This window comes from Rhizobium sp. BK661 (assembly GCF_024808825.1).
In the GTDB taxonomy this organism is placed as follows: domain Bacteria; phylum Pseudomonadota; class Alphaproteobacteria; order Rhizobiales; family Rhizobiaceae; genus Rhizobium.
This window is the reverse complement of record NZ_JANTYT010000036.1, coordinates 1-23,415: the sequence shown is the minus strand read 5'-3', so window position 1 is coordinate 23,415 and position 23,415 is coordinate 1. Positions and strand designations below refer to the sequence as shown.

Here is a 23,415-nt window from a genome sequence, read left to right as displayed (position 1 = left end):
TCTTCATCCATGATTTGGTGTCCACCTATTTTTTGGTGGACACTTCATGCCTCAGAGCGCTGCGCCTCAAAAGGCGCACCGAAATTCGCGCTTACATTCAAACTGCAAACGTGGGTGGCTCGCAGCTAGGTCGGCCAGGTGCTGCGGGAGCCGTTCCACGCCAACGACTTCACTGCACGAAATGCGCACGGTTCCGATAAACTCGCGATCACCACCGGAGGCCGATCTTGCCAGCGCCTCGGCAGACCGTGCCATGTCCTCAGCGTAGCGTTTGGCGTTCAGTGCCGCGTCGGTCGGCTGCATCCCTGCTGTTGTCCTCGTGAAAAGCTTTGCGCCCAGCTCAACTTCAAGGATTTCGATCTGGCGTCGCACCGTCGGCTGCGCAAGCCTCAGCCTCCTTGCCGCTCCGGAGAAGCTCCCCGTCTCCAACACGGCCGACAGGACTTCAAGGCGATCCCACGACGGACGACTGCTCATCAAAAATGTATGAGCGGCTGACCAATATTAGTCAATGTTCTGCGAGCGAACGATGCACTAAACCGCGTTTGTCAACTTGGAGGCAAACATGAACGGCGCCTGGCAGAGACACATCAACAATTCAACTGATGACGGAGTCGTCGTCGGCATACCGCACATATTTCTGAGGCTCGAGGGTCTCGCCGTGCTGGCATGTGCAACATCTTACTACTGGCACTCGGGTTTTTCGTGGATTGTATTCGCTGCTCTATTCTTCGCGCCCGACATCTTCATGGTCGGTTATCTGCTAAATTCTCGTTTGGGCGCTCTTATCTATAATATCGGGCACAGCTACGTTACGCCATGCCTCATTATCGCAGCATCGCTCTTCTCAGATATTGAATTCGGCATCGCGATGGGCATAATTTGGATTGCTCACATAGGCTTCGACCGGGCTGTCGGATACGGGCTCAAGTACACGGACGCATTTCAGCACACGCACCTCGGCCCGTTTGTCAGAAAATGATAAAAGCGCTGCCCAAACCCGAGCCGGCCCGACGAGGCTCGATAGGTGCTCGTAAGCAGCATCAACCACGCTACAGCGCGCAACAACGACGCTGCACGAGATCAGACTGTGAGCAAGATCTTGCCAATCGTGCCCCTGCTCTCGATCAACCGATGAGCGCGCGCGCCTTCGCTCATTGGGACCCTCTCCGCGATTTCGACCTTCAGCGCTCCTGAAAGTATCGCTTGGAACAGCTCGTCAGCTCTGCGACGTCGCTCCTTCGGTCCAGTCAGCACATTCCATAGATCCCCGCCTGTGATCGTCAGCGACCTGTCCATAAGCTGTCGCGGATTTATGGAACGAGGGTTTCCGCCCGCGAAGCCATAAAAGACGACGGTTCCACCGGTACGAAGAGCACCCATGCTCCGCTCGAGCGTTGACCCGACGGATTCGAAAACCACGTCGGCCAGTCTCCCGAAGCTGGACTCGAGTGGCGAGTTCCAATCCTCTTCGTACGAGAGCCCCAGCCTGGCCCCCACGCGAATTGCGGCTTCCCGCTTTTCCACGGTCGAGGCCAAAGCGACAACCTCGGCGCCCCTAGCCGCAAGCATCTGCGTGAGCAGGAGCCCGACGCCACCTGCGGCTGCGTGCACCAGTGCGACGTCGCCTCTTCGTATCGTGTAGCTGTCAGATGTCAGGTACTGTGCCGTCAAGCCTTGCAGGAGCACAGCGGCAGCGGTCTCGAAAGAGATTTCGTCTGGAAGCGCGATCAACTTTGACGTGGCAACGACCGCCAATTCGGCATTAGCGCGCGGGCTGTCCGCGAATCCGACGCGGTCCCCGACTTTGAAGCCAGACATATTACTCCCACCGAGAGCCACGATCACGCCGGCGCCTTCGTAGCCCAATATCCATGGCGGTGTCGCGTCCATGTGGTAATCGCCGCGGCGTCTGTAGACGTCGGCGTAGTTCAAGCCTGCGACGGAAATCTGGACCAACGCCGAGCCGGATGCGGGGACGGGATCAGGCACCACCCGCCATTCAAGGACTTCCGGCTCGCCAAATCGATCAAAAACAAGTGCATGCATGTTCTGACTCCAAAAAATCCGCGCAAATCGCGTGGACGAGAAACCTCATGTCGGCTTGATCTCCCATTCTTACTAAAAGCGCAACGACTGTAGAAACACGATGTCGCTTGGCATTTAATCGGGGTCTTCCTCGCTTTGTGTGGTTCACTCACTGCTACCATCGCGCCGCTATGGGCGGGCATGCAAACGAAATCGAAATGGTCGCCCGGCCCAGGAGCAAAAGTCCTGGGTGTCGCGCTTACTGCTGATGACGGTTGGATTGTCTCCGCTGCCGGACCAGAGTTCGGTATATGCCCTGATTGCGGCTGGCGGACTCGAAATCGGCATGGCTGGTGCAACCGAAGCCTTCAAGATCTGCCGGTCCAAGGCAGGACCGTAACGGTAAAGCTTGGGTTGAGCCGATGGCGGTGCGCAAATCAGAACTGTCAACGACAAACGTTCACCGACCGGCTGCCGACGATTGCTCCCCTTATGCGCGCCGGACGAGGAGGGTCTAGGATATTGTCGGCTGCTGGCTCATAGTGCAGGCGGCCGTCCTGGCGAGCGCTTGATGCGAAGGCTCGGCATGCCTTTCAGCGACGACACGATCCTACGGCAATTTAGCGGGATTCCGCGTGCTGCGGGATAAGATAATCCGGAGCGTACAAGTCGATCTAATTCAGGAGGATCCACAGGTTGATGCAACGTATCGGCGCCGGGTGCGTCACGCTCATCGACATCACGGCAGATAGTGTTCGAGACCGCGCGCGCCCTGCGCAAGAAGGGTCTGTCCTGTTCAGAGATGGCACAGCGCACCGGCTACGGCCGGCGCAGCATTGCAAAATGGCTGACCTTCGAGACGCCACCCGACCGGCGAAGGTCGGCGTTGAAGTCAACATCAACTTTATGCTCCGAGGCGTTTCTCGCTGAGTGCTGAGAAAATGGCAATCGCTGCGGGCGGCATTGTCTCACGATATCAAACAGCGCGGTTACACCGGTAGTTTCTCGAACCTCGAGCAACTTCTCGCAAGCTGGCGCAGCGCAGAGAGATCAGTTAAGGACATCGCTTTGCCGGCTCCCATTACACCCGATCAACCGGGCCGCAATGCAGTCTCGATACGCGATCCGGAAACCGGTCATGTGATCTCGCCGGTGGTTGCAGCTGCCCTTGCATGAAGCCGCGAAGGATGCTGACGATCAAGCAAGCGAGCAAGGTAGACGTCCTTAAGCAGGGATCACTTGAGTTTGGCCTGATGCGCAGCCTTGCCATGCGATTTCGCGGCATTCTCCGACGCGGTGAAACAAGCTCGACATCTGGATCGACGTTGCCGTCAACTCAGACCTCGCTCCGATCATCAGGTTCGCGCGCGTTTTGCACCGGGAATTCGGCGCCGTCCGCAACGCCGTTGAACTCCCCTGGAGCAACGGCCAAGTGGAAGGCTAGATCAACCGCCTGAAGACGATAAAACGTCGATTTACGGTAGAGCGGTCGCGGAGCGACTCAGAGCGCGCATGCTACCGCTCAGCAATAGTCATCACCACACAAAGTGAGGAAGACACATTTTTCCGAGATTGGATGTGGATCGCGTGACCTGATTAATCCATGTGGCTACGTCCTTCACTCAGCCGAGCGCCCTCCCCGCCTATCTGCAAATGGCCACATCGCCGCCTCGCTTGCAAATAGAGCAAGCCAGACTAGAACCGGTTGCAGGGGCAGACGAACCAGGTGATACAGCCATTGCCAAGGGGAAACACCTGACCCTCCAAGACTGTCGAGCGCATGCTTGAGATTTGCTGGAAACACTGTGACCGCGTATAACGCTAGTCCCATCCCAGCATATCGCCTGACTGTCGGGATGAGCAGCCCGATGGCCCCGGCGATCTCGCACAGCCCTGTCATCAAGATCACGTGAGGGGGGTCCGGCACCCAAGATGGCGTAATGCTTAAAAAAGGGTTGGGAATGGCGATATGAAGGACACCTGCGAGGCTATAGAGCAGGGCCAGACCGAGTCGCGAGCGTCCGCGCCACACGTCAGTCCTTGCCATCGGCGGCTATCCGTCGTTCCACCGACCTTGCAATAGCGATCAAATGTGGTTTGCGACCGGCGACCGTTTCGATAGCCGCAATCGCAAGGTCACTCGCCACGTAGTCTGATTTATGTCCGAGATTGTGAACAACGATTAGTTTGGAGTCCTTGATATCGCTGGCAAGGTGCCGGGCATGCACATCAGGCGAGACAATTCTGTCGGCGTCACCGGTGATGATAAGCGTTGGGGCCTTAATCGTGCGGTACTCCAGGCTTGCTGTCTTGGCCCATTCGCTTAGGGAGGAGACCTCTCTGGCATTATGGCGGAAGGCAGCTGGGCGCAGAGCGTGCAGCGCTCTCGTCTCGTGGGCATAGTTCGCAGGCGGCTGGTTCGGCGAAAACACCTCGCGAGCCGCACGATCGATAGCAACCAATCCGAGAGGCGGCACGATAATCCCGCTGAATAGTGTTCCTGTGATCGGCGCGGCGGCAGCACCATAATACCATGCGACGCCACCCTTCCAAGGATAGGCTGCGGGAGAGAGGAAGACCAAACCCGCTACCCTGTCTGGATGTCGAACAGCGAGTGCGGCAGCGATCGAGCCGCCTAACGAATGACCGACGATAATTGCTCTGCGGATACCCCGCCTTTCCATAAGAGTTGCAATCGCGTCCGCCTGTGCGTCGGGCAGGATGTTTGCCGCCGCACCTGCGTCAGAGTTTCCATGGCCCGGCCGATCCAGGAATAAAAGCTTCGCGCGCCCCTCCAGCTTGCGGCGGAAAGATAACATCGGATCGTAAAGGCTCGTGCTGGCTCCGTGAATGAATACGATCGGCGGGAGATCAGCCTTCGGGCCTGGTTGGAGGAGGATACTGTTGAGTTTGAGCCCGCCAACATCGATGCGTAGAGACCGAGCTTGGTCCGATATTGCAAAGGTCGGCGCGCAGGCGGCCGACATGGCGAACATGATGGAGGCTATCATTGAAGTGAGAAGGCGCGGGCTCATGTTGCTCCAAAAGGCTGGCGTTCATTGACAATACGATCGGAGCGAGAGTTTGGTTTCGTAGAAATCAACACCGCTGAAATTTCGTCGGTCTGCTGGTTAGACGTTCGTTGAGGCGTTCTTCCCTACAAAGCCACTCTGGGACATAAACACGGCAACCTCAGTCGAAACTCGGGACATTCACTCTGGCTTTAAGGCCGCCGCTTATCGATTTGCCTCGAGGTAGCCAACCAGGTCAACGATTTCGAAACCCCAAAGGCCTGAGAACCGCATCGTGGTGCCGGGCACCTTCCTGGTCGGCTTTGAAAGGAATTCAGAGAGGTCGTCCACCGTCCAGATCAAGCCGTCCTCTCCCGCCTTCCGCATCGCCGGGGAATAGTTGTACCCTTCGAGACCGCCTGCCTTTCTGCCGACGACGCCCTTGAGCGATGGACCGAACGTACTGCGCTCGTTGTCGACGACGTGGCAGTTTGCGCAGGCTCTGAACAGCCTCGCGCCGCGCTCCAAATCCGCCGCAGAAGCCTGTGTCGTAAAAAGCGCCAAAAAAGCCGTGGCAATTTCCCGTGCTATTGCTAACTGGCCGGACCATACATCGACATTCGGCATCAACTTAGAACCGAAATGAGTTTCCATTGTTCCTCCTAGCTGGAGGATATCCCTCCTCCGCGTGGATCCCCGTCGTCAGGCCGCCTTGAGAAGGTCCCAATGCAGTTATCGTCAACCCGTCAAGGTCTTTGCGATTTCTCGCAAAACGGATCCCAAATACCTGCTTCTTCATTGCACGAAGCGGTTCCGGCAAGTGAAAAAGCCCATACTGCTCCGGCACCGCGGCCATAAGACGAGCTCCTACGAAGCCGACACAAATTGCCGTTGATTACACGGCAGGCAGCGGACACGCGACGCGGCGCGACCCTTGTTCGACAATGAGGTCCAGATAGTCGCATACTCGGAACGGTCAGGTCGAAACCGCGACGGGTCGGGCGAAACCTGCAAATCTGCCGCTAGAATTGATCATTCCGAATTCTTCGCAGATACTGGCCCTGCCCTAAGGTGCCCTGCACCGCGCCTTCGCGGATGATCGACCTGCCGCGGAGCATAGTCAGAACTGGCCATCCCACAACTTCCAGGCTTTGGTAAGGCGTATAGTCGGCCCCGTGGTGCAGAATATCATTGGTTATCGTCACCTGTTTCTGGGGATCCCAGAGCGCGATATCGGCGTCGGAGCCAATCGCGATTGTGCCCTTTTGCGGGTAGAGGCCGTATTGCTTGGCATGGTTCGTTGATGACAGGGCGACGAAGCGGTTGATGTCGATACGGCCTTTGCTGACGCCTTCCGAAAACAGGATGGGAAGCCGCGTTTCGACGCCTGGGATGCCGTTCGGGATCCAGCGGAAATGCCGCTTGCCTTTCTCGTTCAGCTTGCCGCTGTCATCGTCATAGCGGAATGGGCAATGGTCGGAGGAGAAGAGCTCGAATGTGCCGTTCTGCAGACCTTCCCAGCAGGCTTCCTGACTTTCCTTGTCGCGCGGTGGCGGCGAGCAGACAAATTTCGCGCCTTCGAGTTCGGCGGCATCGAGATCATCGGCGGTCAGAAGCAGATATTGCGGGCAGGTCTCGCCAGCCACCCTGCTGCCCCGCTTGCGGGCCCGCTCGATTTCTTCCATCGCCTGACGGTTCGAGACGTGAACGATTACGATCGGGCTGCCGACGATTTCGGCGAGCGAAAGGGCGCGATGCGTCGCCTCCCGCTCCGCGGCGGCCGGCCGGCTCACCGCATGGAATTTCGGAGCGAGCTCGCCATTCTGTTCGTGCTTTCCGATGAGATATTGGATCGCATCTTCGTTCTCGCAGTGAACCATGACGAGCGCACCAGATTGCCTGGCGCTGTCCAGCGTGGCGAGGATCTGGTCGTCCCGTAGACGAAGGTTTTCATAGGTCATGAAGACCTTGATCGATGTGTATCCATCTTCGACGAGCGCCGGCAGTTCCTGACCGAGCACGTAGGATGTCGGATCGGTCACGACCAGATGAAACGAGACGTCGATATAGCACTCGCCCTCGGCCTTCGCATGGTAGGCCTTCAGCGATTCACGCAGCGTCGTGCCCTTCTCCTGCATGCAGAAGGTCAGAACCGTCGTATTGCCGCCGAACGCCGCCGAGAGGGTGCCGCTTGCAAAGTCGTCGGCCATAACGATGCCGTCACCGGATGGCTGTGCGAGATGGACATGGCTGTCGATCCCGCCCGGCATCACATAGAGGCCTGAGGCGTCAATGATTTCGTCCGCGCCATCAAGAGACGCTGCAAGCGCCGCAATTTTCCCCTCGCGAATCCCGACATCGCTTTGAAACGTATCGCTGGCAGTGACGACTGTCCCGTTCTTGATGATCGTGTCGAAATGCATTCAGGCAGCGCCCCTCTTCTGGTCGGCGAGTATATCATCGAGCGCGGCGATCAGCCTGTCGATCTCACCGATGGTGTTGTAGTGAACCATGGAGACGCGCACCGCACCGTTATATTGCGGCAGGCCGACATGGTCGCCGAGGCGGCGCGCATGAAAGTCGCCGAAGCGGATCGCGATCTTGTAGGCGTCCATCGCCTTGCAGATATCCTCCGAATTCCTGCCTTCGAAGACAAAGCTTATGGTGGGAATGCGCCTGCCGTTGCGATTGGCTGTCTCGCCGATGATGCGGCAGTCATTACGGCTACGCAGGTAAGACAGCAAACGCTCCGTCAACGCGTTCTCCTGGACGGTGATCGCTTCGAAGGCGGCAAGGATCAGCGCGCGCGGCGATCCCTCTGAACCGGCTTTCGTGCCGAGCTCACAAAGATAGTCGACGATCCCGGTCACCGCGTAGGCAAGCTCATAATTCGGATTGCCCGGCTCCAGCTTGCCCGGAACCTTATCACGGCCATAGAAGAAGTGGTAAAGCGGATCGAGCTCCAGGAGATGCTCGTATTTTCCGTACATCATCGCGTAATGCGGGCCATAGGTCTTGTAGAAGCTGAAGACGTAGTAGTCCACGTCCATGGCCTGAACATCGACGGCGCGGTGCGGAGCATAGGCGACGGCATCGACGCAAATGCGAGCCCCATGGGCGTGAACGACCTCGGCGATTTCGGCGATCGGGTTGATGGCGCCCAGAATGTTCGAAACATGCGTGACGCAGACGAGCTTCGTCTTCTCCGTCAGCAGCGACTTCAGATCGGCGATATCGAGCTCGTAGGTCGTCGTATCGAGCGGCCAGAACTTGATGACGACGCCCATATCCCGCAGGCCGTCCCAGGGGCCGATATTCGACTCGTGGTCGGAAATCGTAACGATGATCTCGTCTCCTGCCGACAGCTGGCTGCGCATCGAGCGCGCCAGGTTCTGCAGAAGCACGGTCGTCGAACTGCCGAAGACGATCTCTTCGGGGCGCGAGGCATTGACGAGGTGCATGGCGGCGATGCGGCTATCCATCAGAGCCTTGGCGGCCTGCTGCGAGACATCATAGCTGCCGCCGATCTGAACGTTCTTGTTGTAGAGAAACGTGTTCATCCGCTCGACAGCACGCTTCAGGATCTGAGAGCCGCCGGCATTGTCGAAAAACACCCAGCCATGATCGAGGCCGGGAAACTGGCTCCGGACGAAATCGATGTCGAGTTGGGGTTGCGCTTCCATGTTGTTCCTCCGGAACCTTGTCTTTTCTTGTCAGTGATTGAGAACGGCGCGCAGGAAACTTCTCGTGCGTTCCTCGCGCGGACTGTCGAAGATTTCGGCCGGCGTACCGGCCTCGACGATGCGGCCGCCATCCATGAAGATCACGCGGTCGGCGACCTGGCGGGCAAAGCCCATCTCATGCGTGACGACGATCATTGTAACGCCGGTGCCGGCAAGCTTGCGCATGACGTCAAGAACTTCGCCGACCATTTCCGGGTCGAGTGCCGACGTCGGCTCATCGAAGAGCAGCACGCGCGGCTCCATCGCGAGCGCCCGGGCAATCGCTACGCGCTGCTGCTGGCCGCCGGACAGCTGCTCCGGATATTTGTCCGCCTGTTCGGTGATGCCCACGCGGGCGAGCAGTTCCCTCGCCTTGCGCGCCGCCGCCTCGGGCGGCGTGCCGCGCACGCGCATCGGCGCGATCATGATGTTCTTGAGTACGCTCAGATGCGGGAACAGATTGAACGACTGGAACACCATGCCGACCTCTGCCCGCACTTGTGCCAGGTTCCTGCCACGCTCAACCTTGATGCCATCGACCTCGATCCGGCTTTCACTGGAGAAGCTCTCGAGGTGATTGATGCAGCGGATCAGGGTGGATTTGCCCGAACCCGAAGGACCGATGACACAGACCACCTCGCCTTCGGCAATCGACAGGTCGATGCCGTGCAGCACCTGGAAGTCGCCATAGGATTTGTCGAGCTTCTGGATATCGACGATGGTTTTCATCTGCGCCTCCCTGCACTGAAGCGTTTTTCGAGGTTGGCAACGACGGTGACCATCGGCCAGAGGAAGGCAATATAGATGACGGCGGCGCCGATCAGCGGCGACGGGTTCGCCGCCAGAGCCTGGGCCTGGGTCGCCTGCTTGAGTAGATCGGGCATCGCCACCACGGAGGCGAGTGCTGTGTCCTTCATGACATTGATACAGTTGTTGGTGAGCGGCGGAATGACGATCTTGATCGCCTGCGGCAAGATGATCTCGGCCATCATATGTCGGTAGGAAAGGCCAAGCGCTTCCGATGCCTCGAATTGCCCGCGTGGGATCGCCTCGATACCGGCGCGGAAGATCTCGGCCGTATAAGCCGTCGAGACCAGCGTCAGGGCACTGACCGCCGAGACGAACGGCGAGAGCCGGATGCCGACGAATGGCAGAGCATAGTAGATGACGATCAAGAGAACGAGCAGCGGGATCGAGCGGAAGATGTCGATATAGATCTTGGCAAGCGCCTGAATCACCGGATGCCCGTAAAGGCGAAGCAAAGCGAGGGTCAGGCCGCCGATAAGGCCGCCGATAATGCTGACCACGCCAAGCTCGAGCGTGATCCACAGGCCCGAGAGCAGAAGCGGAAAAGAGCGCTCCAGCACCGCAAGATTGAAGAAGGTCGTGAAAATATCCATTGAGAAACCGATCAGTCGTTTCGGGGCGGATGACGGGCAAACCCGTCATCCGTATCCTTGACCATCCGGCCTTATTTTGCCGCAGGCATATCCGCGACCTTCACGGTCGAGGTCGTGTCTTCGGCCTTGGCGCCGAACCAGGTTTCATGCAGCTTGGCAATGAAGCCTTCGCCCTTCAGCGTCGTGACCACATCGTTGACCTCCTTGGCCAGCGGATCACCCTTGTTGAACATGATCGAATACTTCTCGCCGGTCGGAATGCGCTCGACGACTTTGATCTCCGGCTTGTCCTTGACGTAATACTGGAGCGCCGGGATGTCGCTGACGTAGCCGTCGATACGGCCAGCGGCGAGATCGAGCATCGCCGGCTGCAGGCCTTCGAAGCGTCGGATTTCGCCGAGGCTGTATTTGGCGGTGTTGTTGGTTGCCCACATGTCACCCGTCGAGCCCGTATCGACGCCGACGACCTTCCCGCTCATTCCCTTCAGGTCCTTGATGCCGCTCGCGGCCATAACCGTCAGCGACTGGTCACTATCATAATAAGGCTGGGCAAAGGTGACCGACTCCAGGCGCTTCTCGGTGATGGTGATCGACGATACCGCCATGTTGATGCGGCCCGACTGAACGGCCGAGAACAGCCCGTTGAACGGGATGTTGACGAACTCGACCGACTTGTTGAGGCGCTTTGCAATCTCGGTGACAAGATCGACCTCGAACCCGACCGTCTTGCCGGACTCATCCTGAAACTCCCACGGAACGTTACCGATATTGGCGCCGACAGAGAGATCGGCGGCATGGGCGGCGGCTCCTGCAAGTGCCAGGACGCCGGAGAGCATTACAGTTTTCAAAATCGAAAAACGACGCATTTAGGTTCCCCTTGTTTTATGCTACGCATTCTTGCTATTGGTCTAACCGGTCTGACCAGTCAGGCCAAATCAAGCACGGTCTATTGTCATTTGCAAGCGACTGATGGATTAAAATGCCGGGACAATCCGGGTGCCCTTACCCGACATGCCGAGAGAATGGAAAGAATGCTCAACAGGACATTGGTACCGCAATCGGCGGCACGCCTGATCCAGGACATGATCCAGAGCGGGGAGCTCGCCGCCGGCCAGAAGATCCCGTCTCAACGCGAGTTTTCCACCAAGCTCGGCATCAGCCGTGCGTCGCTGCGCGAGGCGCTGCTTACGCTGGAGACGCTTGGCCTCATCAAGACGGAAGCCGGCCGGGGAACCTTCGTCGCCGAGCGCGGCGGCGCTGCAAACAGCGGCATGGCGCCATGGCGCTACTCAGACAGCTACTCGGTTTTCGATGTCTTCCAGACGCGCATCATGCTCGAAGGCAATATCGCCGCGCTGGCTGCCGGCCGTCTCACGGGCAACCAGCTGCAGGCGATGGAAGCGGCGACTAAGCAGATGGAGGATTGCTGGGCGAAACAAGACCTCCTCGCGAATGTCGAGGCCGATCTCGAATTCCATGCCATCATCGCGTCCGCCTGCAGCAACGCCATGATGCGCGCGCTTTACCAAGTGGTCCGAGAACAATTAACCGAGACGCAGCGACAGCCTATTCCGATCACCGAGCCCGCACGTATGAAGGCCTCGATTGCCGAACATCGACGGATAATAACGGCACTGCGAGACAACGACCCCATCCGCGCCCGGCAGGAAATGGAAAACCACGTCCTGAATACTGCCCGCTGTGCGGGCCTCATTCCTTAAGCCGTCGCTAATGCAGACTGCTTTGCAAAGGCATAACGCGGCAAACTTCCGAAACATCCCATCTCGGTGATCGCCGCATGCGTCACCCGCTGATCTTTGTCGAATACCGTGTAGGAAAGCGAATATCCCTGGTGACAGCGGTGTTGTTGAAGACCGCTGTCGCTCAATAGGGTCGAATGCCTCTACAGGGAGACCCAAACTAGAACTTGATCAGGTTCCTCGGCCACAAGATCGGCGGGTATAGCGGCCATATTGATTGGGCTTAGCGATGAGCTTCGGGCTCTAGCATTAATCAAAACAAGTTCATCTATTTATAGATCGTTTCTCAGCCCTGATTTGTGCCCCAAGCGACCTGCGTGTTTCCGGTCGTCGCCTACAAAGCTTTCACCGACGTTCGCTTGAGCAATTTACAGGGCACAAGGCGTCTGCTCGGACGAGCCTTGTTTCCCGCAACTACGCTATTCAACATTCCGCCCCATCTAAGCCCAGATCGTAATAAGGCAAGGCCACAGTGGTAAGTTCCCGCTTCAGCGCGTGGGAAAACGTCCGGAAATCGTCAAAGCCGACGATACTGACATCCTCAGGAATGCGAAGGCCCAATGCCATTGCCGCAATGTATATTTGGATCGTCATTTCGTCATTGCCGCTCATGATTGCGGTCGGTCGATCGGTTTCCCGTAGCATCTCCGTTGCAACGGCAAAAACGTAGTTCTTCTCCGCTCCGACCGGTCCCTCCATTCCCAGTCGGCGAGGCCCAAAGTGGTCAATATTCGCTGCCGAACGCCCCTATCGAAATCCGGCTTTCTGGCCCGCTGCAGGGTAGCAAGATTGTCGCCACGCAAGGTGGCGAGCTTGCCTTCGAGGCAAGCATCGCCGACGGTGTCCTTTCCATCCGGCTAGCCCAGGACGATGGCTCAATCCAATACATGGCGACGCTTGGCAACGGGAAGGACTTTCGGCTGTTTCATGACAGCGGGATCGACGAGATTTTTGCCGACAGCGGAGCGGTTTGCGGAACCCGCCGCAGCTATGCGAATGTCGAACCTGATCAGCTCGAGATCTCATCCTCCGCTTCAGCGTGGGTATTTGAAAGGCATCCGAGATGATTTTCTGGTGCGGCGAAGCTCTGATCGATAGACGCCCCACGTGACGACAATAGGGGAGACAGCTTTGTCCGTCCTCTGTTGTGTCGGAATCGGCGACGTCGTTTCTATCAAGGTTCGAAAGATCACCCTGTTTGCGGTCAGCCTTGAACCCGCCGCGTGAGTATCGAAACTTGCACTCGAACACGGGGTCATGGATCAGGAAGCGCCTGCACCGCATCTATGATGCGCTGAAACTGCGCCGGTAGTCGAGAATGACCCACAGATGGGGGGAGCCGCCCGTAGCGGCATACTGCTCGTCGCTGTGGCGGCCGGATGAAAGCAACCATGCTTCGATTCGGGTGATCTCAAACTGTACAGCGGAGCCTTAGTCTGAGGCACCATCAGCTTACGTCTGGCTCAAATTTCCGGCATTATGGAGCAGTTGCCACAAACCGGATTAAAGGCTCATGGCCCCTTGGGGTGGAATAGGCAAATTTAAGGTGATGGTTCTCGGCCGGTGTGTTGGCCGACTAAGCAGGGTCGATCATGCTGACCACTCTGGCGACAATTTCGTCGATGGTGGAGGCATCCAGCGTGTCGACATGTTTGGCAGTCTTTTGCTTCACCCGTTCCAGGATGTCGAGTGCTCTTACCTGATTGCAGAGAGCCACACCGGTCGTTTTGTGGCCTGAGATATTGACCGCAAGACCGGCTTTGCGGGTGAACGCACCGCCCGTCGTAATGGGAACTGTAAGGCACATGCCGACCATATTGATTTCACGAGGGGTGATCACGACACAGCGATGATCATCCCTCATTTCATTGCCTACAATGGGATTAAGATCGATGAGAAAGACGTCGCCACGCTTTGGAATGTTGCTTCGGACCATCAGAACACTTCGTTACCAACAGGCTTGCTAACATTCCAGGAGGCCGCTTCTTTATTGAGCGCAGCCATTTCATCTGCTCCTTCGAGCAGCTCAGCCAGCGTATATCTTTTCTTTCCCTGCTTCGGGGTCGCCACAAGAGACCCATTATTGACAACCAAGGTCAACTCTGTGCCGACTTCGACGCCGAGCATCTTCAAAAGCGCGGGAGGAATGCTAAATACGGTCGCGCCGCCCTGACGGCGAATCTTTGCTGTGTTACTCATCTGATGAACTCCAGTTTGTGCTACTTAAATAGCACATTCTTTGAATGAAGCAAGGTTGCCCTCGCAAGCTTCATGGATATTTTTAACTGGACTGTCACGCGTAAAAGCAATTCGAATCGACTCCGAATGATATCCCTGGTATCGGTCCTCTCGTGTTCAGATCGATACGAATAGAGCGCTGACCTTCTGCCTCCGTCCTTACGACGGAGCGGTCCGCTTATGTCTCGCGTATCAAACGGAAGCCTGAACATGCTCCAGAAGCGAATTCCCATCCTGAGGCCGAACTCCTACGACCCCTTCTCGGCAGGAGACCGGAGGTTCGAAATACGACCGTTGCGCCTGGCCTGACCCGAAAGAGGGCTTCGGGCAGCATCCGCTGCTCCGCCCTGATGGCCGCGATCTCGACCCGGAGAGGGTCTGGTCGCTAACCGAGGACGATGCCTACGGTCTGTTCGTTGATTTCCGCTGGGTCGACAACGGGGGCAATCCGTTTTGCCCGCGCTGCGGCTGTCTGGAGCCGTACAGCGTCCGACGTCGCCGCTTTCGGTGCTCGGAGCCGGAGTGCTGCGCCGAGTTCTCGGTGACGTCCGGAACCGTGTTCGCCGACCGGAAGCTCTCGTTCAAGAAGATCATCATGGCGATCTGGGAGGAGGTCACGACCGCCAAGGGCATGGCGGCGCTCCATCTGAGTCTCAAGCTCAATGTCCAGTACAAGACCGCCTATGTCCTGCTGCAGAAGCTTCGCGAGGCCGTCGGCCTCCGCCGCGACGCGATCAGACTCCAGGGCACGGTGCAGATCGACGGGAAGTACGTCGGCGGCGTCCTTCGCAAGGCGAACAAGAAGGAGGAGCGCAAGGACGGTCGCAAGAAGGAGAACCAGAACGGCAAACGGATGTGCGTCCTCGCGTTAAGAGAGGCGAATCGACACGCTCCGAACCGGACGCTGACGCGTGTGATCATGGACGAGAACGGCAAGGATGCCTGGGCGGCCGTGGCCAAACATGTCGATCCGAAGGCGCTCCTGATCGCCGACGAGCATAAGGCGTACGACGATCTTATCGGCCTTGTTCAGTTGACCCGCGTGAACCACAGCATGCAACCAGGAGGACGACGGCACGAATTCGAACGTGATCGAGAGCTTCTTCAGCCGTGTCGAGAAGGCCTGCAAAGGCATCAACCACCGCTTCTCGACGAAGTACCTCGACTGGTACATGGCGATGCTGTCATGGAAGGAGGACACGCGCTACATGGGCTTGCGCTGGCAATTCGCCGATCTCCTCCGAACCATCGCCAGCAGGCTGACATCGCGCAACCTCTGCGGCTACTGGCGGTGCGCCGCTTAGAACATCGTCGACCAGGTCTGGCTGCAAGGCGAGCCGCCGGACTAACGGCTGATTTCCCAGAGGTGGCGACGACCGTGTGCGGTGCCAGCCTGTCGCACCAGTCCCTGCTTCACTAAACCATTCAGCGTTGCGGAGAACCGACTGGTGAGGGCGGACTCCAATCGTGACGCCTCGCTCCCGAGATCGCTCTCGTTTGCGAACCTGTCGGCAATCTCCGCTGTCGTCGTCGGGCGCTCTGCGCGGCGAAGGATGTCGAGTACGATATGGCGGTTATTCCTGCCCTTGAGAAGTTCGGTGACGCGACTGCTTGCTGTTTCCCTCGACGACGTGCGGCTTGCCTTCGAAGGTGGCGCAGCCAGCTCGAAACCGGGGTCATAAACTCTGATCACCGTCTCGAATGCGGATTTCTGAGCTTCGAGGACGACAATCTCGCGCCGCAGCTCTTCCATCTTGCCGTCGATCTCGACCAACTTGGCTTTCAATTCGTCTAAGACTTCCACCATACTCAGCACTCCCGAGGCACCCTCAGGAGATAGCATCGGCCGTCAGGGGAATCTTGTGGCAACTGCTCCATAATGCCGCAAATTTCTGAGGGGGCCAATGACGTGAAAGCGGAAACCCTGCGGAGCAAAGACGATCTCTGGTGCAGTACCAAAAAGAGAGGCTAGCGCTGAACGGACATACCTGGTCCCGTAGCCCTGTCGCGTCGGCGCAACTACGTTGGGGCCACCCGCCTCCACCCACTCAAGAGAAAAGGTTGGTGTGTTGCTTGCTGAAACTTTCCAATCGATATTGACGCAGCCATTACCGACTGAAAGCGAGCCGTACTTGATGGAATTGGTGATGAGCTCGTGTAGACAAAGAGCAATGGTCGTTGCAGAGGCGCGACTGATTGTTAGATCGGGACCGTGGGTGTGGATACGCATCAACTCCCTAGTGTTGTATGGCGAGACCGTGACGTCAATGACAGACACCAAGGACACCTCATCTCCGCCTGCATCAAAAAGGGCAGTGTGCACATCCGACAGCGCTCTCAGCCGACCCGAAAAGTCTCCGGCCAAGTCCTCTGCAGTTACTGCGCCGCGCTTCGTCATATGAAAGATAGACGTCACGCTAGCAAGTATATTTTTTATGCGATGATTAAGTTCGTGCCGCAGTTCAACCTCTCGTTCGATGGAGTCGCGGACCTGCTTCTGACGTAGTCGAACAAGAAGGTTGGATTGGATGCTGTTGACCAGTTCCAGCTGGCTGATCGGGCGGATATGGAATAAAAGACGGGCTCCCGGCCATCGATTTTGCAGCTGCGTGCGAATCTGCTTGATGGGCGCCGACCGCTCCAGGAGCACGAGTATCGGCACCTCTGACCAATCGGGCTGTCTGACGACATAGTCCGCAACGTTGGCAACGGCCGTTGGCGTCAGAGCCTCATGCGTGATGACTATGACGCCGGGAACTAGCCATAGAAAACGGACCATGTCCTCTATTTTGCACTGTTCGACCCGAATATCTTGCTCACGAAGGGAAGCAGCTATGTAGTCGGAATCCTTGCGAAAAGGAGCTAGCACAAGAACCCAGTCCAGCTCGCCCTCGGTCGGTGCTGCGTTCATTTTGGATCAGGGAGCGGATTGTAGGGCAGCACACTTACGTTGCCGCTCTCGATCAGCAACTCCTGGATATTAAGGTCGTGAGGACCGTGACGCTTCTTCACTACGGTAATGTTTCGGCGCAAACGTCCTTCGTGCTCCATTATGCGCAGAAGAAGAACGGTGTCGCCGAGGAAGCTGACGTCAACGTCGATTCCCACGTTCTGACCTATCAAACCATGCTGGGCGACGATTAACATGGTCAGCACACCGGAGCGAGCGAGGAACTTTAGCAGCGATTGAATATCGCGAACTGCCTTTTCCCGATGTGGCAGCGAGTTCAAGTAACCGGTTAAGCTATCGATAACTACCACGCGAGCCTTGTTCTGGGTAACGGCATCCTGAACAATTTGGCCGAACTCACCCGGCGAGATTTCATTTGGATTGAAGTCACGCAGAATGAGCTTGCCTTCCTTGTGGAACTGCCGCAACTCCATCCCTAGGCCCTCGGAGCGCCGGAAAAATGTCTCCAACCGCTCCTCGAACAGGAAAAGCGCCACGCTTTCCCCTCGTTGTAGCGCGGCCGTTGCATAAAGAGATGACATCGTCGACTTGCCGGTCCCAGATTGTCCAATGACCAGGGTTGTGGTCCCCGCCTCCTGACCCCCACCGAACATATCATCAAGCGCTGCAACTCCCGACTTTATCAGTTCCGGCTTGGCAAGCTCCGATGCTGTGTTCGGCATAATCCGAGGAAATACGACAACACCCTCGCCTTCCCGGATGGCCATGTCGTGATAGCCGTCCGCGACCGGAACCCCCCGCATCTTGGAAATCTCAATGCGGCGGCGAACGCCGCCATACTCCTCTAACGCTTTGTCGAGCCGTATGACCCCATGTGCAAGACCCTCCACTTCCTCCCCGCTACGGTCATAGCCGGCAACCTGCGTATCAAGGAGCAACGCAACGACGTTCCGTTTAGCTAGAAACGACTTAAAGCCAATCAACTCGCGCCGAAACCGGGGGGAATCCCCGGTGATCAAGCGGATTTCTAGAAGCGAGTCATAGACAAGACGGCGGGGTTTGTGCTCATCGATTGCTGCCTCGATCGCCTTTCGCGTCTCATCGAGGCGAAGGTCGGACGTTAAGAATATGCTCTGATCATCAGCCTCGCTGACCGTCCCGGAGGTCGTCAACTCTTCAATTCGGATCCCGTCAAGCGACCAGCCATGCGAATTGGCGATAGCCCTGAGTTCCGCGGATGTTTGAGAAAGCGTTACGTAGATGCAACTTTCGCCAGCCTCGACGCCCGCGCGCAAGAATTGAAGTGCCGCGGTCGTCTTCCCAGAGCCAGGCGCACCGTGGAGTATATAGAGATTAGACGCGGGCAGCCCTCCGCGCAAAATCGCGTCAAGGCCTTCTATCCCCGTGCTGACAACAGCAGGCGTTCCTCGCTTGGCCATTTCTCATCTTTCGCAAAAAGACATTGGACGCACTTGGAAAACGGCGCGTCATCATCGTTGATAGATGATGGGATGGTTTATATGGGACTCTGCGGAAACATCAAGGCCAGCACGTGATCGCTTTAATCAGCGCAGTGTCCTTGACGGGGTTAAACACGAGGTGACAGGCTTGAATTTCCGCCTTTGGCACCACACCAATTATCAGAATCCCTACCGTAACTCGCGGACGTCGCCTTGCTCACTTCGTGAATGCCGAGGAGAAGCGAAAGTTCCCTTTGGAACCTTCGGAGCGGCCCGATTGTGTGCGAGAAGATAGGTCCGCTCGGTTCTTCTAACGGATTCGACAGCTCACCTTGGAGCTGCTCGACGAAATGCACTGACATTCGACCAGTTAGTACGCGCAACAGGATGAACACAATGATTTCTAAAGAAATTTATGTGAAGCTATGGCAGGCAAAGGACGGTCGATATGAAGACGATCCAGATAAGGCTTGCAGAAATCATTGAAGCGTTGAGCAAGGCCCTCGACATGACGGAGGGGCAGCCGCCCGGGCATTGCATTCGTGCTTGCTTTATTGGAACGCACATCGGTCAGGAAATCGGCATACCGGACACCGAACTGCAGGAACTTTATTATACTTTGCTGCTCAAAGACCTCGGCTGCAGCAGCAATGCTGCGCGCATCTGCGAGCTCTATTTGACCGACGACCTTTCCTTCAAGCGTGATTTCAAGCTCGTCGATGGCAGTCTTTCCCAGGTACTGCGCTTCGTGCTTGGCCATACAGGCCTGCAGGCTGACCTCGCGCGGCGTTTCCGTAGCATTCTTAACATCATGCAGAATGGCGGCGAGATCGTCACAAACCTCATTCAGACTCGTTGCCAGCGCGGGGCTGAGATCGTCCGGCAAATGCGCTTCTCGGAAGCAGTCGCCGCCGGCGTGCTCAATCTTGACGAACATTGGAATGGCGGTGGCCGGCCACTTGGAATTGGCGGCGAGGCAATTCCCCTGTTCTCACGGATCGCCCTGCTGTCGCAGGTGGCCGATATCTTCCAGATGAGCGGCGGCCCCACGGCAGCCATAACCGAGGTGCGCAAGCGTGCAGGCACTTGGTTCGATCCGGCGCTTGCGGCCGCCTTTGAGCGCGTCGCCGCCGACCCGACCTTCTGGGAAACCCTTCGGTCGGATGTGTTGGAGACCGTTGTGCTGGAAAGCGAGCCCGGCCGGGAAGCAATCATGGCCGATGATGACTATCTGGACGACATCGCCGCAGCCTTTGCGCGAGTGATCGACGCAAAAAGCCCTTACACCTCCGGCCACAGCGATCGCGTCGCGCTCTTTACCGACATGATCGCCGAAGAGATGGGCATCGATGCGGGCAATCGGCGGTTCCTGCGGCGCGCCGCTCTACTCCACGATATCGGCAAGCTCGGCGTTAGCAACAGCGTGCTCGACAAGCCTGGCAAACTCGACGACCAGGAATGGCAGGCGATGAAACGTCATGCCGCGTTCTCGGAGGAGATCCTGTCCCATATCGGTGCATTTGCCGACGCAGCTCGTATCGGCGGCGCTCACCACGAGCGCCTCGACGGCACAGGCTACCCGCGCGGGTTGATGGCGGACGAAATTCCAATGGAAGTGCGCATTGTGACTACGGCTGACGTCTTCGATGCTTTGACGGCGGACCGGCCTTATCGGTCAGCGATGCCAATTACAAAGGCAATTGCGATTCTTTGGGAGGATGCCGGGCGATCTCACGATCCGATTTGCGTCGAAGCTCTGGAACGTGCGATCGCCAGAACCTCCCTGAGACAGGTAACGGAGATCACGCATAGCGCTGCTTGAGCTGAATTCGGCTAAACGCCTCTAGTTACACTGAGCCGCACGTTTACCACTATGTCTAGAAACGTTCGTGGTTTCGAGGCACGAAAGGATCGGTAGCGCGCGTGGCCTCGGTAAGATGTTCTGTAGCGGCCAGATTATCGCCAAATGGCTTGAGGCGTAGAACGCCGCCCTGATGATGCCTTTCTTCGAAGCCTCCGGATGCGAGAGCAGTTCGAAATACAGTCACTGAAGGCACCATTTGTACGCCTGTTCGGCTCTGAGGCGACCGCCTCGAACAGCGCCGAAAAGTCATGCTAGCGGTGATGTAGCGGGCTATGCGGGTCTCAATCCCTGAGGCTTCACAACACGACCTCAAACTTCTGCGGACGCTCCCATTCGGACGAGCCAGGCTTGTAGCCAGCCGGGAGGGAGGATTACGGATAAGAACGCCGTGGCGAGATCAGAGGAGTCGGCTTCGGGAACTCGTAGCCAGAAATGGGAAATTGCTCCCCCGAGCATCGCGACGAAACGATCTTCAGCTGGCGACAGGTCGAGCCCGCGTCGCTTAGATATCATGAACGTAAGCGGGCGGATGTGCCACCCATGGCGCTGGATCTGGGAGAGGACCCCTCTTTCAGATCTTCGGAAACAAGATCTTCCGGCATATGACCCCAACCCAACCCAGCTTTAAGCAAATCGTACTTTGCTCCCAGCTCGTTGACGCGCCATTGTCGCTCGCCTGCGACTGATACGGCCGACTTCTCCGCGTTAGGCTGATTGTCAGTGACGACAATCTGGACGTGGCACCTTAGCTCGACTCGAGAAGCCACCGCGCCCGGCATAGCCAGGGGATGTGAAGGACCGCAGACCTTGACCATGCGGGTGTCGCACAGCCAGTGTCTCTCGATAGCGCTGGGCTTTAACTCCGGAGCTAGCATACAACGACGACATTCGGGAACAACCGTGACCCCCCTGCGTTACGTTCGCAGCCGAGCGTAAGCGTAATTGGAGCGCGGTGCTCTCCTTATCCTCAGGTGTCCTGAGGTCGCTTCCAGCCTTCGAGCTGTGACGCGGGGTTCGAATCCCTGCCTCGGCTACCAAACCATTATTGCCATCGACATCGGTGTGCTTAACTCAACCAACACTACATGCTTCGCCGAGCTCCTGCAACTTATGCTCCGTGTCGTGTGGTGACCCCCCATCACAGGAAACGACTTCCCTGAGATTCCTGCGCCGCCTTCAGCGCATCGGAGCAAAGGAGGTTAGGCTCATTACATTACAGCTGTCGCCGCCGTCCGGTCAGGGCGAACTAAGGGCGGCGACGTGAAATTTTGCATCCATGAAAGCATTCTCTACCACACGGCAGTTGACAGAATATATCCTTCATTCCCGTCTGACACCAAACCTTTGGGAACGGCCTCGCGCGCTTCCTGAAGCGCCGCTATCGCACCGAGCCACTTGCTTTTGAGAACATCATGAATCGCGAACTCGATCTTGTCCGCGCTAAAATTCATATTTTCCAGTTCGCCAATGAGTGCGGTTTGCGATCGACGATGTTGTAGAGTTCGTCACCATTGTTGGATCGCACATTTGCCATCGTAGACACCCCTCCAAGTCTGGCGGGAGAGAATGGCCTCGCGGCTCAAATGTCCGCCCATAAGGCCTTGTCGCGCTGATTTGTTCACGACATAGCGGTTCCCGGGTCTCAACGGCGACTACGGCGTAACGGCGCATGACATAGCACGGATCGGCGCGGCCCCATTAAAGTAACCTGAGTGGTGTTTTGTGGATCGACGAGTGACGCGACCGTTGGAAAAATCAAACGAGACCCTCCCCTCGCAATGTGGTTGCTTCGATGAGGACATCCCTGACGTTGCGGCAGTCATCGTGCCCTTCTAAAGTTTACTCTAACGATAAAACAGTGAACTATTGTTTTTGTACATTGATTAGGCGTTGCTCATACTGGTAGGTTGCCTTGGTGTTTGCCGCGAACGACTTGTTTTGAATGAGGGAGGCTGGTCTTGCGAAAGATTGCAGTGAATGAGGACTATCTCGTCAGCAGCCTGGCCGATGACAGCATCTTGCCTTGGACTGCAGTGCTCAAACACATCGACCACAAACGATCAAATCTAGCTCCAAATAGAAAGCTACCTACGAACTTTTCGTTCGTGAAGGTTGCCTTTAAGATCCTCTGCCGGGAGAACAGCGTTTCGCACGATAGAAGGACAAGCATTGAAATTGCGGCACTTTTGGTCGCTCTCGTAAGGGAGGGCGCGCATTGCGAAAAGGAACTGATTGACGGTGTCCACCAGAGATGGTCACCATTGCGCGTTCACTAGGGTAGGCCGAGCCTTTGCTGCTTGCGCATGTCGGGGCTGGTTTCTCGGCGTATAAATTACCGATTCCCCGCTGGCGGCGTGTCAGCCGGTGTCAGCTATAACCGTTGGGACACGTTCATGATACATAGGTCCATCGAAGCTGACACCGCGCGACTGTCCCGAGCACCACGGCTTTCCATCAACATCATGGTGAAGCTCGCTGCGATGAAATCTTGTTTAAAGAAATGGATAGATCACGCGAACTGTCGGTAAAACGTTCCCTCGCGCAGACTGAATTCCAATCTGACGGCGAGACCGCCGCTGCTGCCCCCGCCGGACGTATTGCTATGTACGCCAGCAGACCCGCCAACCGACGCATTCATGCCAAGGCCCCCGCTTGATGTCTCCAACGCTCGCGTTGACGCCATTAGCGCCACCGACTGAAACGCCACGCCCGCTTCTAGTTCTACGTACGCTGATACCATTCTGCCCGCCGATATCCACAGCAGTGACTGAGAGAGGCTTAGCGAGTGCCGCGCATCCGAGCAAAAATGCGGCAACTGCCGACGCCGGTTCGGGTAAAAGACCGTCTGCAGCAACTTGGCACTGTTTCAGAAGAACCCGCGCTCCTGAAACCTTGAGCTTTCCACTGTGGTGGCAACTCAAGAACTGTAAGCGCGATTTTCGATGCGCATTGACGACGGCAAGACCGATGAATGTGCGCGCATTGGTAGCGAGATCCGGCTCTATCCGGCGGCAGTAGTCT

19 protein-coding genes, 1 tRNA gene and 4 pseudogenes are annotated in these 23,415 nt (G+C 57.2%); 7 read left to right on the top strand and 17 right to left on the bottom strand.

All coding sequences use genetic code 11. From position 1 onward, the window contains the following. Positions 1-66 precede the first annotated feature (66 nt). Complete coding sequence (locus tag FHX16_RS31765) at positions 67-477, bottom strand: LysR family transcriptional regulator (protein ID WP_259186721.1); 411 nt, start codon at positions 475-477, stop codon at positions 67-69. Positions 478-565: 88 nt separating this feature from the next. On the opposite strand from FHX16_RS31765, the gene FHX16_RS30545 reads away from it, so the two are divergent. After that, positions 566-982 carry a DUF4260 domain-containing protein gene (locus FHX16_RS30545; protein WP_259132051.1) on the top strand — a complete coding sequence of 139 codons (417 nt, stop codon included), beginning with the start codon at positions 566-568 and terminating at the stop codon, positions 980-982. Between the two features lie 101 nt (positions 983-1,083). On the opposite strand, the gene FHX16_RS30540 is transcribed toward FHX16_RS30545, so the two are convergent. Continuing rightward, complete coding sequence (locus tag FHX16_RS30540; RefSeq protein WP_259132049.1) at positions 1,084-2,049, bottom strand: quinone oxidoreductase; 966 nt, start codon at positions 2,047-2,049, stop codon at positions 1,084-1,086. 180 nt (positions 2,050-2,229) lie between these two features. Here FHX16_RS30540 and FHX16_RS30535 point away from each other — a divergent pair. Next, a pseudogene (locus FHX16_RS30535) lies at positions 2,230-3,579 on the top strand (transposase). A gap of 67 nt (positions 3,580-3,646) precedes the next feature. On the opposite strand, the gene FHX16_RS30530 reads toward FHX16_RS30535, so the two are convergent. The 8 genes from FHX16_RS30530 to FHX16_RS30495 all read right to left on the bottom strand — a co-directional run bounded on the left by FHX16_RS30530 (position 3,647) and on the right by FHX16_RS30495 (position 11,027). After that, positions 3,647-4,075: a DoxX family protein gene (locus tag FHX16_RS30530; protein ID WP_259132048.1), complete on the bottom strand. Its 429-nt coding sequence runs from the start codon at positions 4,073-4,075 to the stop codon at positions 3,647-3,649. Then, complete coding sequence (locus FHX16_RS30525; protein ID WP_259132055.1) at positions 4,062-5,015, bottom strand: alpha/beta fold hydrolase; 954 nt, start codon at positions 5,013-5,015, stop codon at positions 4,062-4,064. The genes FHX16_RS30530 and FHX16_RS30525 overlap by 14 nt, the downstream gene beginning before the upstream one ends. A 249-nt stretch (positions 5,016-5,264) precedes the next feature. Further along, a complete protein-coding gene (locus tag FHX16_RS30520) occupies positions 5,265-5,693 on the bottom strand; it encodes a c-type cytochrome (protein ID WP_259132046.1) in 429 nt (142 codons plus the stop codon). A 368-nt stretch (positions 5,694-6,061) separates the two neighbouring features. Continuing rightward, positions 6,062-7,462 (bottom strand): dihydropyrimidinase, encoded by a 1,401-nt coding sequence (gene hydA / locus FHX16_RS30515; RefSeq protein WP_259132045.1) that lies wholly within the window; start codon positions 7,460-7,462, stop codon positions 6,062-6,064. After that, positions 7,463-8,722, bottom strand: coding sequence for a cysteine desulfurase-like protein (locus FHX16_RS30510; protein WP_259132043.1), 1,260 nt, complete (start codon positions 8,720-8,722; stop codon positions 7,463-7,465). It lies immediately after the preceding gene. Positions 8,723-8,752: 30 nt separating this feature from the next. Continuing rightward, positions 8,753-9,490 carry an amino acid ABC transporter ATP-binding protein gene (locus tag FHX16_RS30505; RefSeq protein WP_310503165.1) on the bottom strand — a complete coding sequence of 246 codons (738 nt, stop codon included), beginning with the start codon at positions 9,488-9,490 and terminating at the stop codon, positions 8,753-8,755. Further along, the gene (locus FHX16_RS30500; RefSeq protein WP_259132041.1) at positions 9,487-10,161 is read right to left on the bottom strand and encodes an amino acid ABC transporter permease; all 675 of its coding nucleotides are present in this window, start codon (positions 10,159-10,161) and stop codon (positions 9,487-9,489) included. Before FHX16_RS30500 ends, FHX16_RS30505 begins: the two co-directional genes overlap by 4 nt. Positions 10,162-10,232: 71 nt before the next feature. Further along, positions 10,233-11,027, bottom strand: a complete 795-nt coding sequence (locus FHX16_RS30495) for a transporter substrate-binding domain-containing protein (RefSeq protein ID WP_259132040.1) — start codon at positions 11,025-11,027, stop codon at positions 10,233-10,235. 165 nt (positions 11,028-11,192) lie between these two features. Between FHX16_RS30495 and FHX16_RS30490 the strand changes: the two genes are divergently transcribed. Further along, on the top strand, positions 11,193-11,882 hold the full coding sequence (locus FHX16_RS30490) for a FadR/GntR family transcriptional regulator (protein ID WP_259132038.1): 690 nt from the start codon (positions 11,193-11,195) through the stop codon (positions 11,880-11,882). A gap of 373 nt (positions 11,883-12,255) precedes the next feature. Here the strand turns inward: FHX16_RS30490 and FHX16_RS30485 are convergent. Next, a pseudogene (locus FHX16_RS30485) lies at positions 12,256-12,629 on the bottom strand (substrate-binding domain-containing protein); the annotation flags it as partial. Between FHX16_RS30485 and FHX16_RS30480 the strand changes: the two are divergent. After that, positions 12,623-12,988 (top strand): annotated as a pseudogene (locus FHX16_RS30480) (glycoside hydrolase family 32 protein); the annotation flags it as partial. The pseudogenes FHX16_RS30485 and FHX16_RS30480 sit on opposite strands and share 7 nt — an antisense overlap. Positions 12,989-13,497: 509 nt before the next feature. On the opposite strand, the gene FHX16_RS30475 reads toward FHX16_RS30480, so the two are convergent. Together FHX16_RS30475 and FHX16_RS30470 are read right to left on the bottom strand one after the other, a co-directional pair. Further along, complete coding sequence (locus tag FHX16_RS30475; RefSeq protein ID WP_259132036.1) at positions 13,498-13,857, bottom strand: type II toxin-antitoxin system PemK/MazF family toxin; 360 nt, start codon at positions 13,855-13,857, stop codon at positions 13,498-13,500. Then, positions 13,857-14,120: an AbrB/MazE/SpoVT family DNA-binding domain-containing protein gene (locus FHX16_RS30470; protein WP_183759232.1), complete on the bottom strand. Its 264-nt coding sequence runs from the start codon at positions 14,118-14,120 to the stop codon at positions 13,857-13,859. The genes FHX16_RS30475 and FHX16_RS30470 overlap by 1 nt, the downstream gene beginning before the upstream one ends. Before the next feature lie 376 nt (positions 14,121-14,496). Here FHX16_RS30470 and FHX16_RS30465 point away from each other — a divergent pair. Continuing rightward, positions 14,497-15,463, top strand: a pseudogene (locus FHX16_RS30465) (IS1595 family transposase). A 41-nt stretch (positions 15,464-15,504) separates the two neighbouring features. On the opposite strand, the gene FHX16_RS30460 reads toward FHX16_RS30465, so the two are convergent. From FHX16_RS30460 to FHX16_RS30450, 3 genes are read right to left on the bottom strand one after another with little or no spacing between them, the layout of a single operon-like run. After that, entirely contained in the window at positions 15,505-15,966 is a 462-nt protein-coding gene (locus FHX16_RS30460) for a hypothetical protein (protein ID WP_183759234.1), read from the bottom strand. Between the two features lie 42 nt (positions 15,967-16,008). Beyond that, positions 16,009-17,070: a sensor histidine kinase gene (locus FHX16_RS30455; RefSeq protein WP_259132030.1), complete on the bottom strand. Its 1,062-nt coding sequence runs from the start codon at positions 17,068-17,070 to the stop codon at positions 16,009-16,011. Beyond that, positions 17,067-18,509 (bottom strand): ATPase domain-containing protein, encoded by a 1,443-nt coding sequence (locus tag FHX16_RS30450; RefSeq protein ID WP_183759236.1) that lies wholly within the window; start codon positions 18,507-18,509, stop codon positions 17,067-17,069. Before FHX16_RS30450 ends, FHX16_RS30455 begins: the two co-directional genes overlap by 4 nt. 469 nt (positions 18,510-18,978) lie before the next feature. Between FHX16_RS30450 and FHX16_RS30445 the strand changes: the two genes are divergently transcribed. After that, entirely contained in the window at positions 18,979-20,352 is a 1,374-nt protein-coding gene (locus tag FHX16_RS30445; protein ID WP_259132028.1) for an HD-GYP domain-containing protein, read from the top strand. 551 nt (positions 20,353-20,903) lie between these two features. Here the strand turns inward: FHX16_RS30445 and FHX16_RS31760 are convergent. After that, positions 20,904-21,269 carry a LysR substrate-binding domain-containing protein gene (locus FHX16_RS31760; protein WP_405049345.1) on the bottom strand — a complete coding sequence of 122 codons (366 nt, stop codon included), beginning with the start codon at positions 21,267-21,269 and terminating at the stop codon, positions 20,904-20,906. A gap of 49 nt (positions 21,270-21,318) precedes the next feature. Between FHX16_RS31760 and FHX16_RS30440 the strand changes: the two genes are divergently transcribed. After that, positions 21,319-21,431, top strand: a tRNA-OTHER gene (locus FHX16_RS30440). The last annotated feature ends 1,984 nt before the right edge of the window (positions 21,432-23,415 follow it).

What these genes read in the sequence shown, in the direction of transcription:
- FHX16_RS31765 (WP_259186721.1), bottom strand. Translation starts at nt 477, where the DNA reads ATGAGCAGTCGTCCGTCGTGGGATCGCCTTGAAGTCCTGTCGGCCGTG.
- FHX16_RS30545 (WP_259132051.1), top strand. Translation starts at nt 566, where the DNA reads ATGAACGGCGCCTGGCAGAGACACATCAACAATTCAACTGATGACGGA.
- FHX16_RS30540 (WP_259132049.1), bottom strand. Translation starts at nt 2,049, where the DNA reads ATGCATGCACTTGTTTTTGATCGATTTGGCGAGCCGGAAGTCCTTGAA.
- FHX16_RS30530 (WP_259132048.1), bottom strand. Translation starts at nt 4,075, where the DNA reads ATGGCAAGGACTGACGTGTGGCGCGGACGCTCGCGACTCGGTCTGGCC.
- FHX16_RS30525 (WP_259132055.1), bottom strand. Translation starts at nt 5,015, where the DNA reads ATGTCGGCCGCCTGCGCGCCGACCTTTGCAATATCGGACCAAGCTCGG.
- FHX16_RS30520 (WP_259132046.1), bottom strand. Translation starts at nt 5,693, where the DNA reads ATGGAAACTCATTTCGGTTCTAAGTTGATGCCGAATGTCGATGTATGG.
- hydA (WP_259132045.1), bottom strand. Translation starts at nt 7,462, where the DNA reads ATGCATTTCGACACGATCATCAAGAACGGGACAGTCGTCACTGCCAGC.
- FHX16_RS30510 (WP_259132043.1), bottom strand. Translation starts at nt 8,722, where the DNA reads ATGGAAGCGCAACCCCAACTCGACATCGATTTCGTCCGGAGCCAGTTT.
- FHX16_RS30505 (WP_310503165.1), bottom strand. Translation starts at nt 9,490, where the DNA reads ATGAAAACCATCGTCGATATCCAGAAGCTCGACAAATCCTATGGCGAC.
- FHX16_RS30500 (WP_259132041.1), bottom strand. Translation starts at nt 10,161, where the DNA reads ATGGATATTTTCACGACCTTCTTCAATCTTGCGGTGCTGGAGCGCTCT.
- FHX16_RS30495 (WP_259132040.1), bottom strand. Translation starts at nt 11,027, where the DNA reads ATGCGTCGTTTTTCGATTTTGAAAACTGTAATGCTCTCCGGCGTCCTG.
- FHX16_RS30490 (WP_259132038.1), top strand. Translation starts at nt 11,193, where the DNA reads ATGCTCAACAGGACATTGGTACCGCAATCGGCGGCACGCCTGATCCAG.
- FHX16_RS30475 (WP_259132036.1), bottom strand. Translation starts at nt 13,857, where the DNA reads ATGGTCCGAAGCAACATTCCAAAGCGTGGCGACGTCTTTCTCATCGAT.
- FHX16_RS30470 (WP_183759232.1), bottom strand. Translation starts at nt 14,120, where the DNA reads ATGAGTAACACAGCAAAGATTCGCCGTCAGGGCGGCGCGACCGTATTT.
- FHX16_RS30460 (WP_183759234.1), bottom strand. Translation starts at nt 15,966, where the DNA reads ATGGTGGAAGTCTTAGACGAATTGAAAGCCAAGTTGGTCGAGATCGAC.
- FHX16_RS30455 (WP_259132030.1), bottom strand. Translation starts at nt 17,070, where the DNA reads ATGAACGCAGCACCGACCGAGGGCGAGCTGGACTGGGTTCTTGTGCTA.
- FHX16_RS30450 (WP_183759236.1), bottom strand. Translation starts at nt 18,509, where the DNA reads ATGGCCAAGCGAGGAACGCCTGCTGTTGTCAGCACGGGGATAGAAGGC.
- FHX16_RS30445 (WP_259132028.1), top strand. Translation starts at nt 18,979, where the DNA reads ATGAAGACGATCCAGATAAGGCTTGCAGAAATCATTGAAGCGTTGAGC.
- FHX16_RS31760 (WP_405049345.1), bottom strand. Translation starts at nt 21,269, where the DNA reads ATGCTAGCTCCGGAGTTAAAGCCCAGCGCTATCGAGAGACACTGGCTG.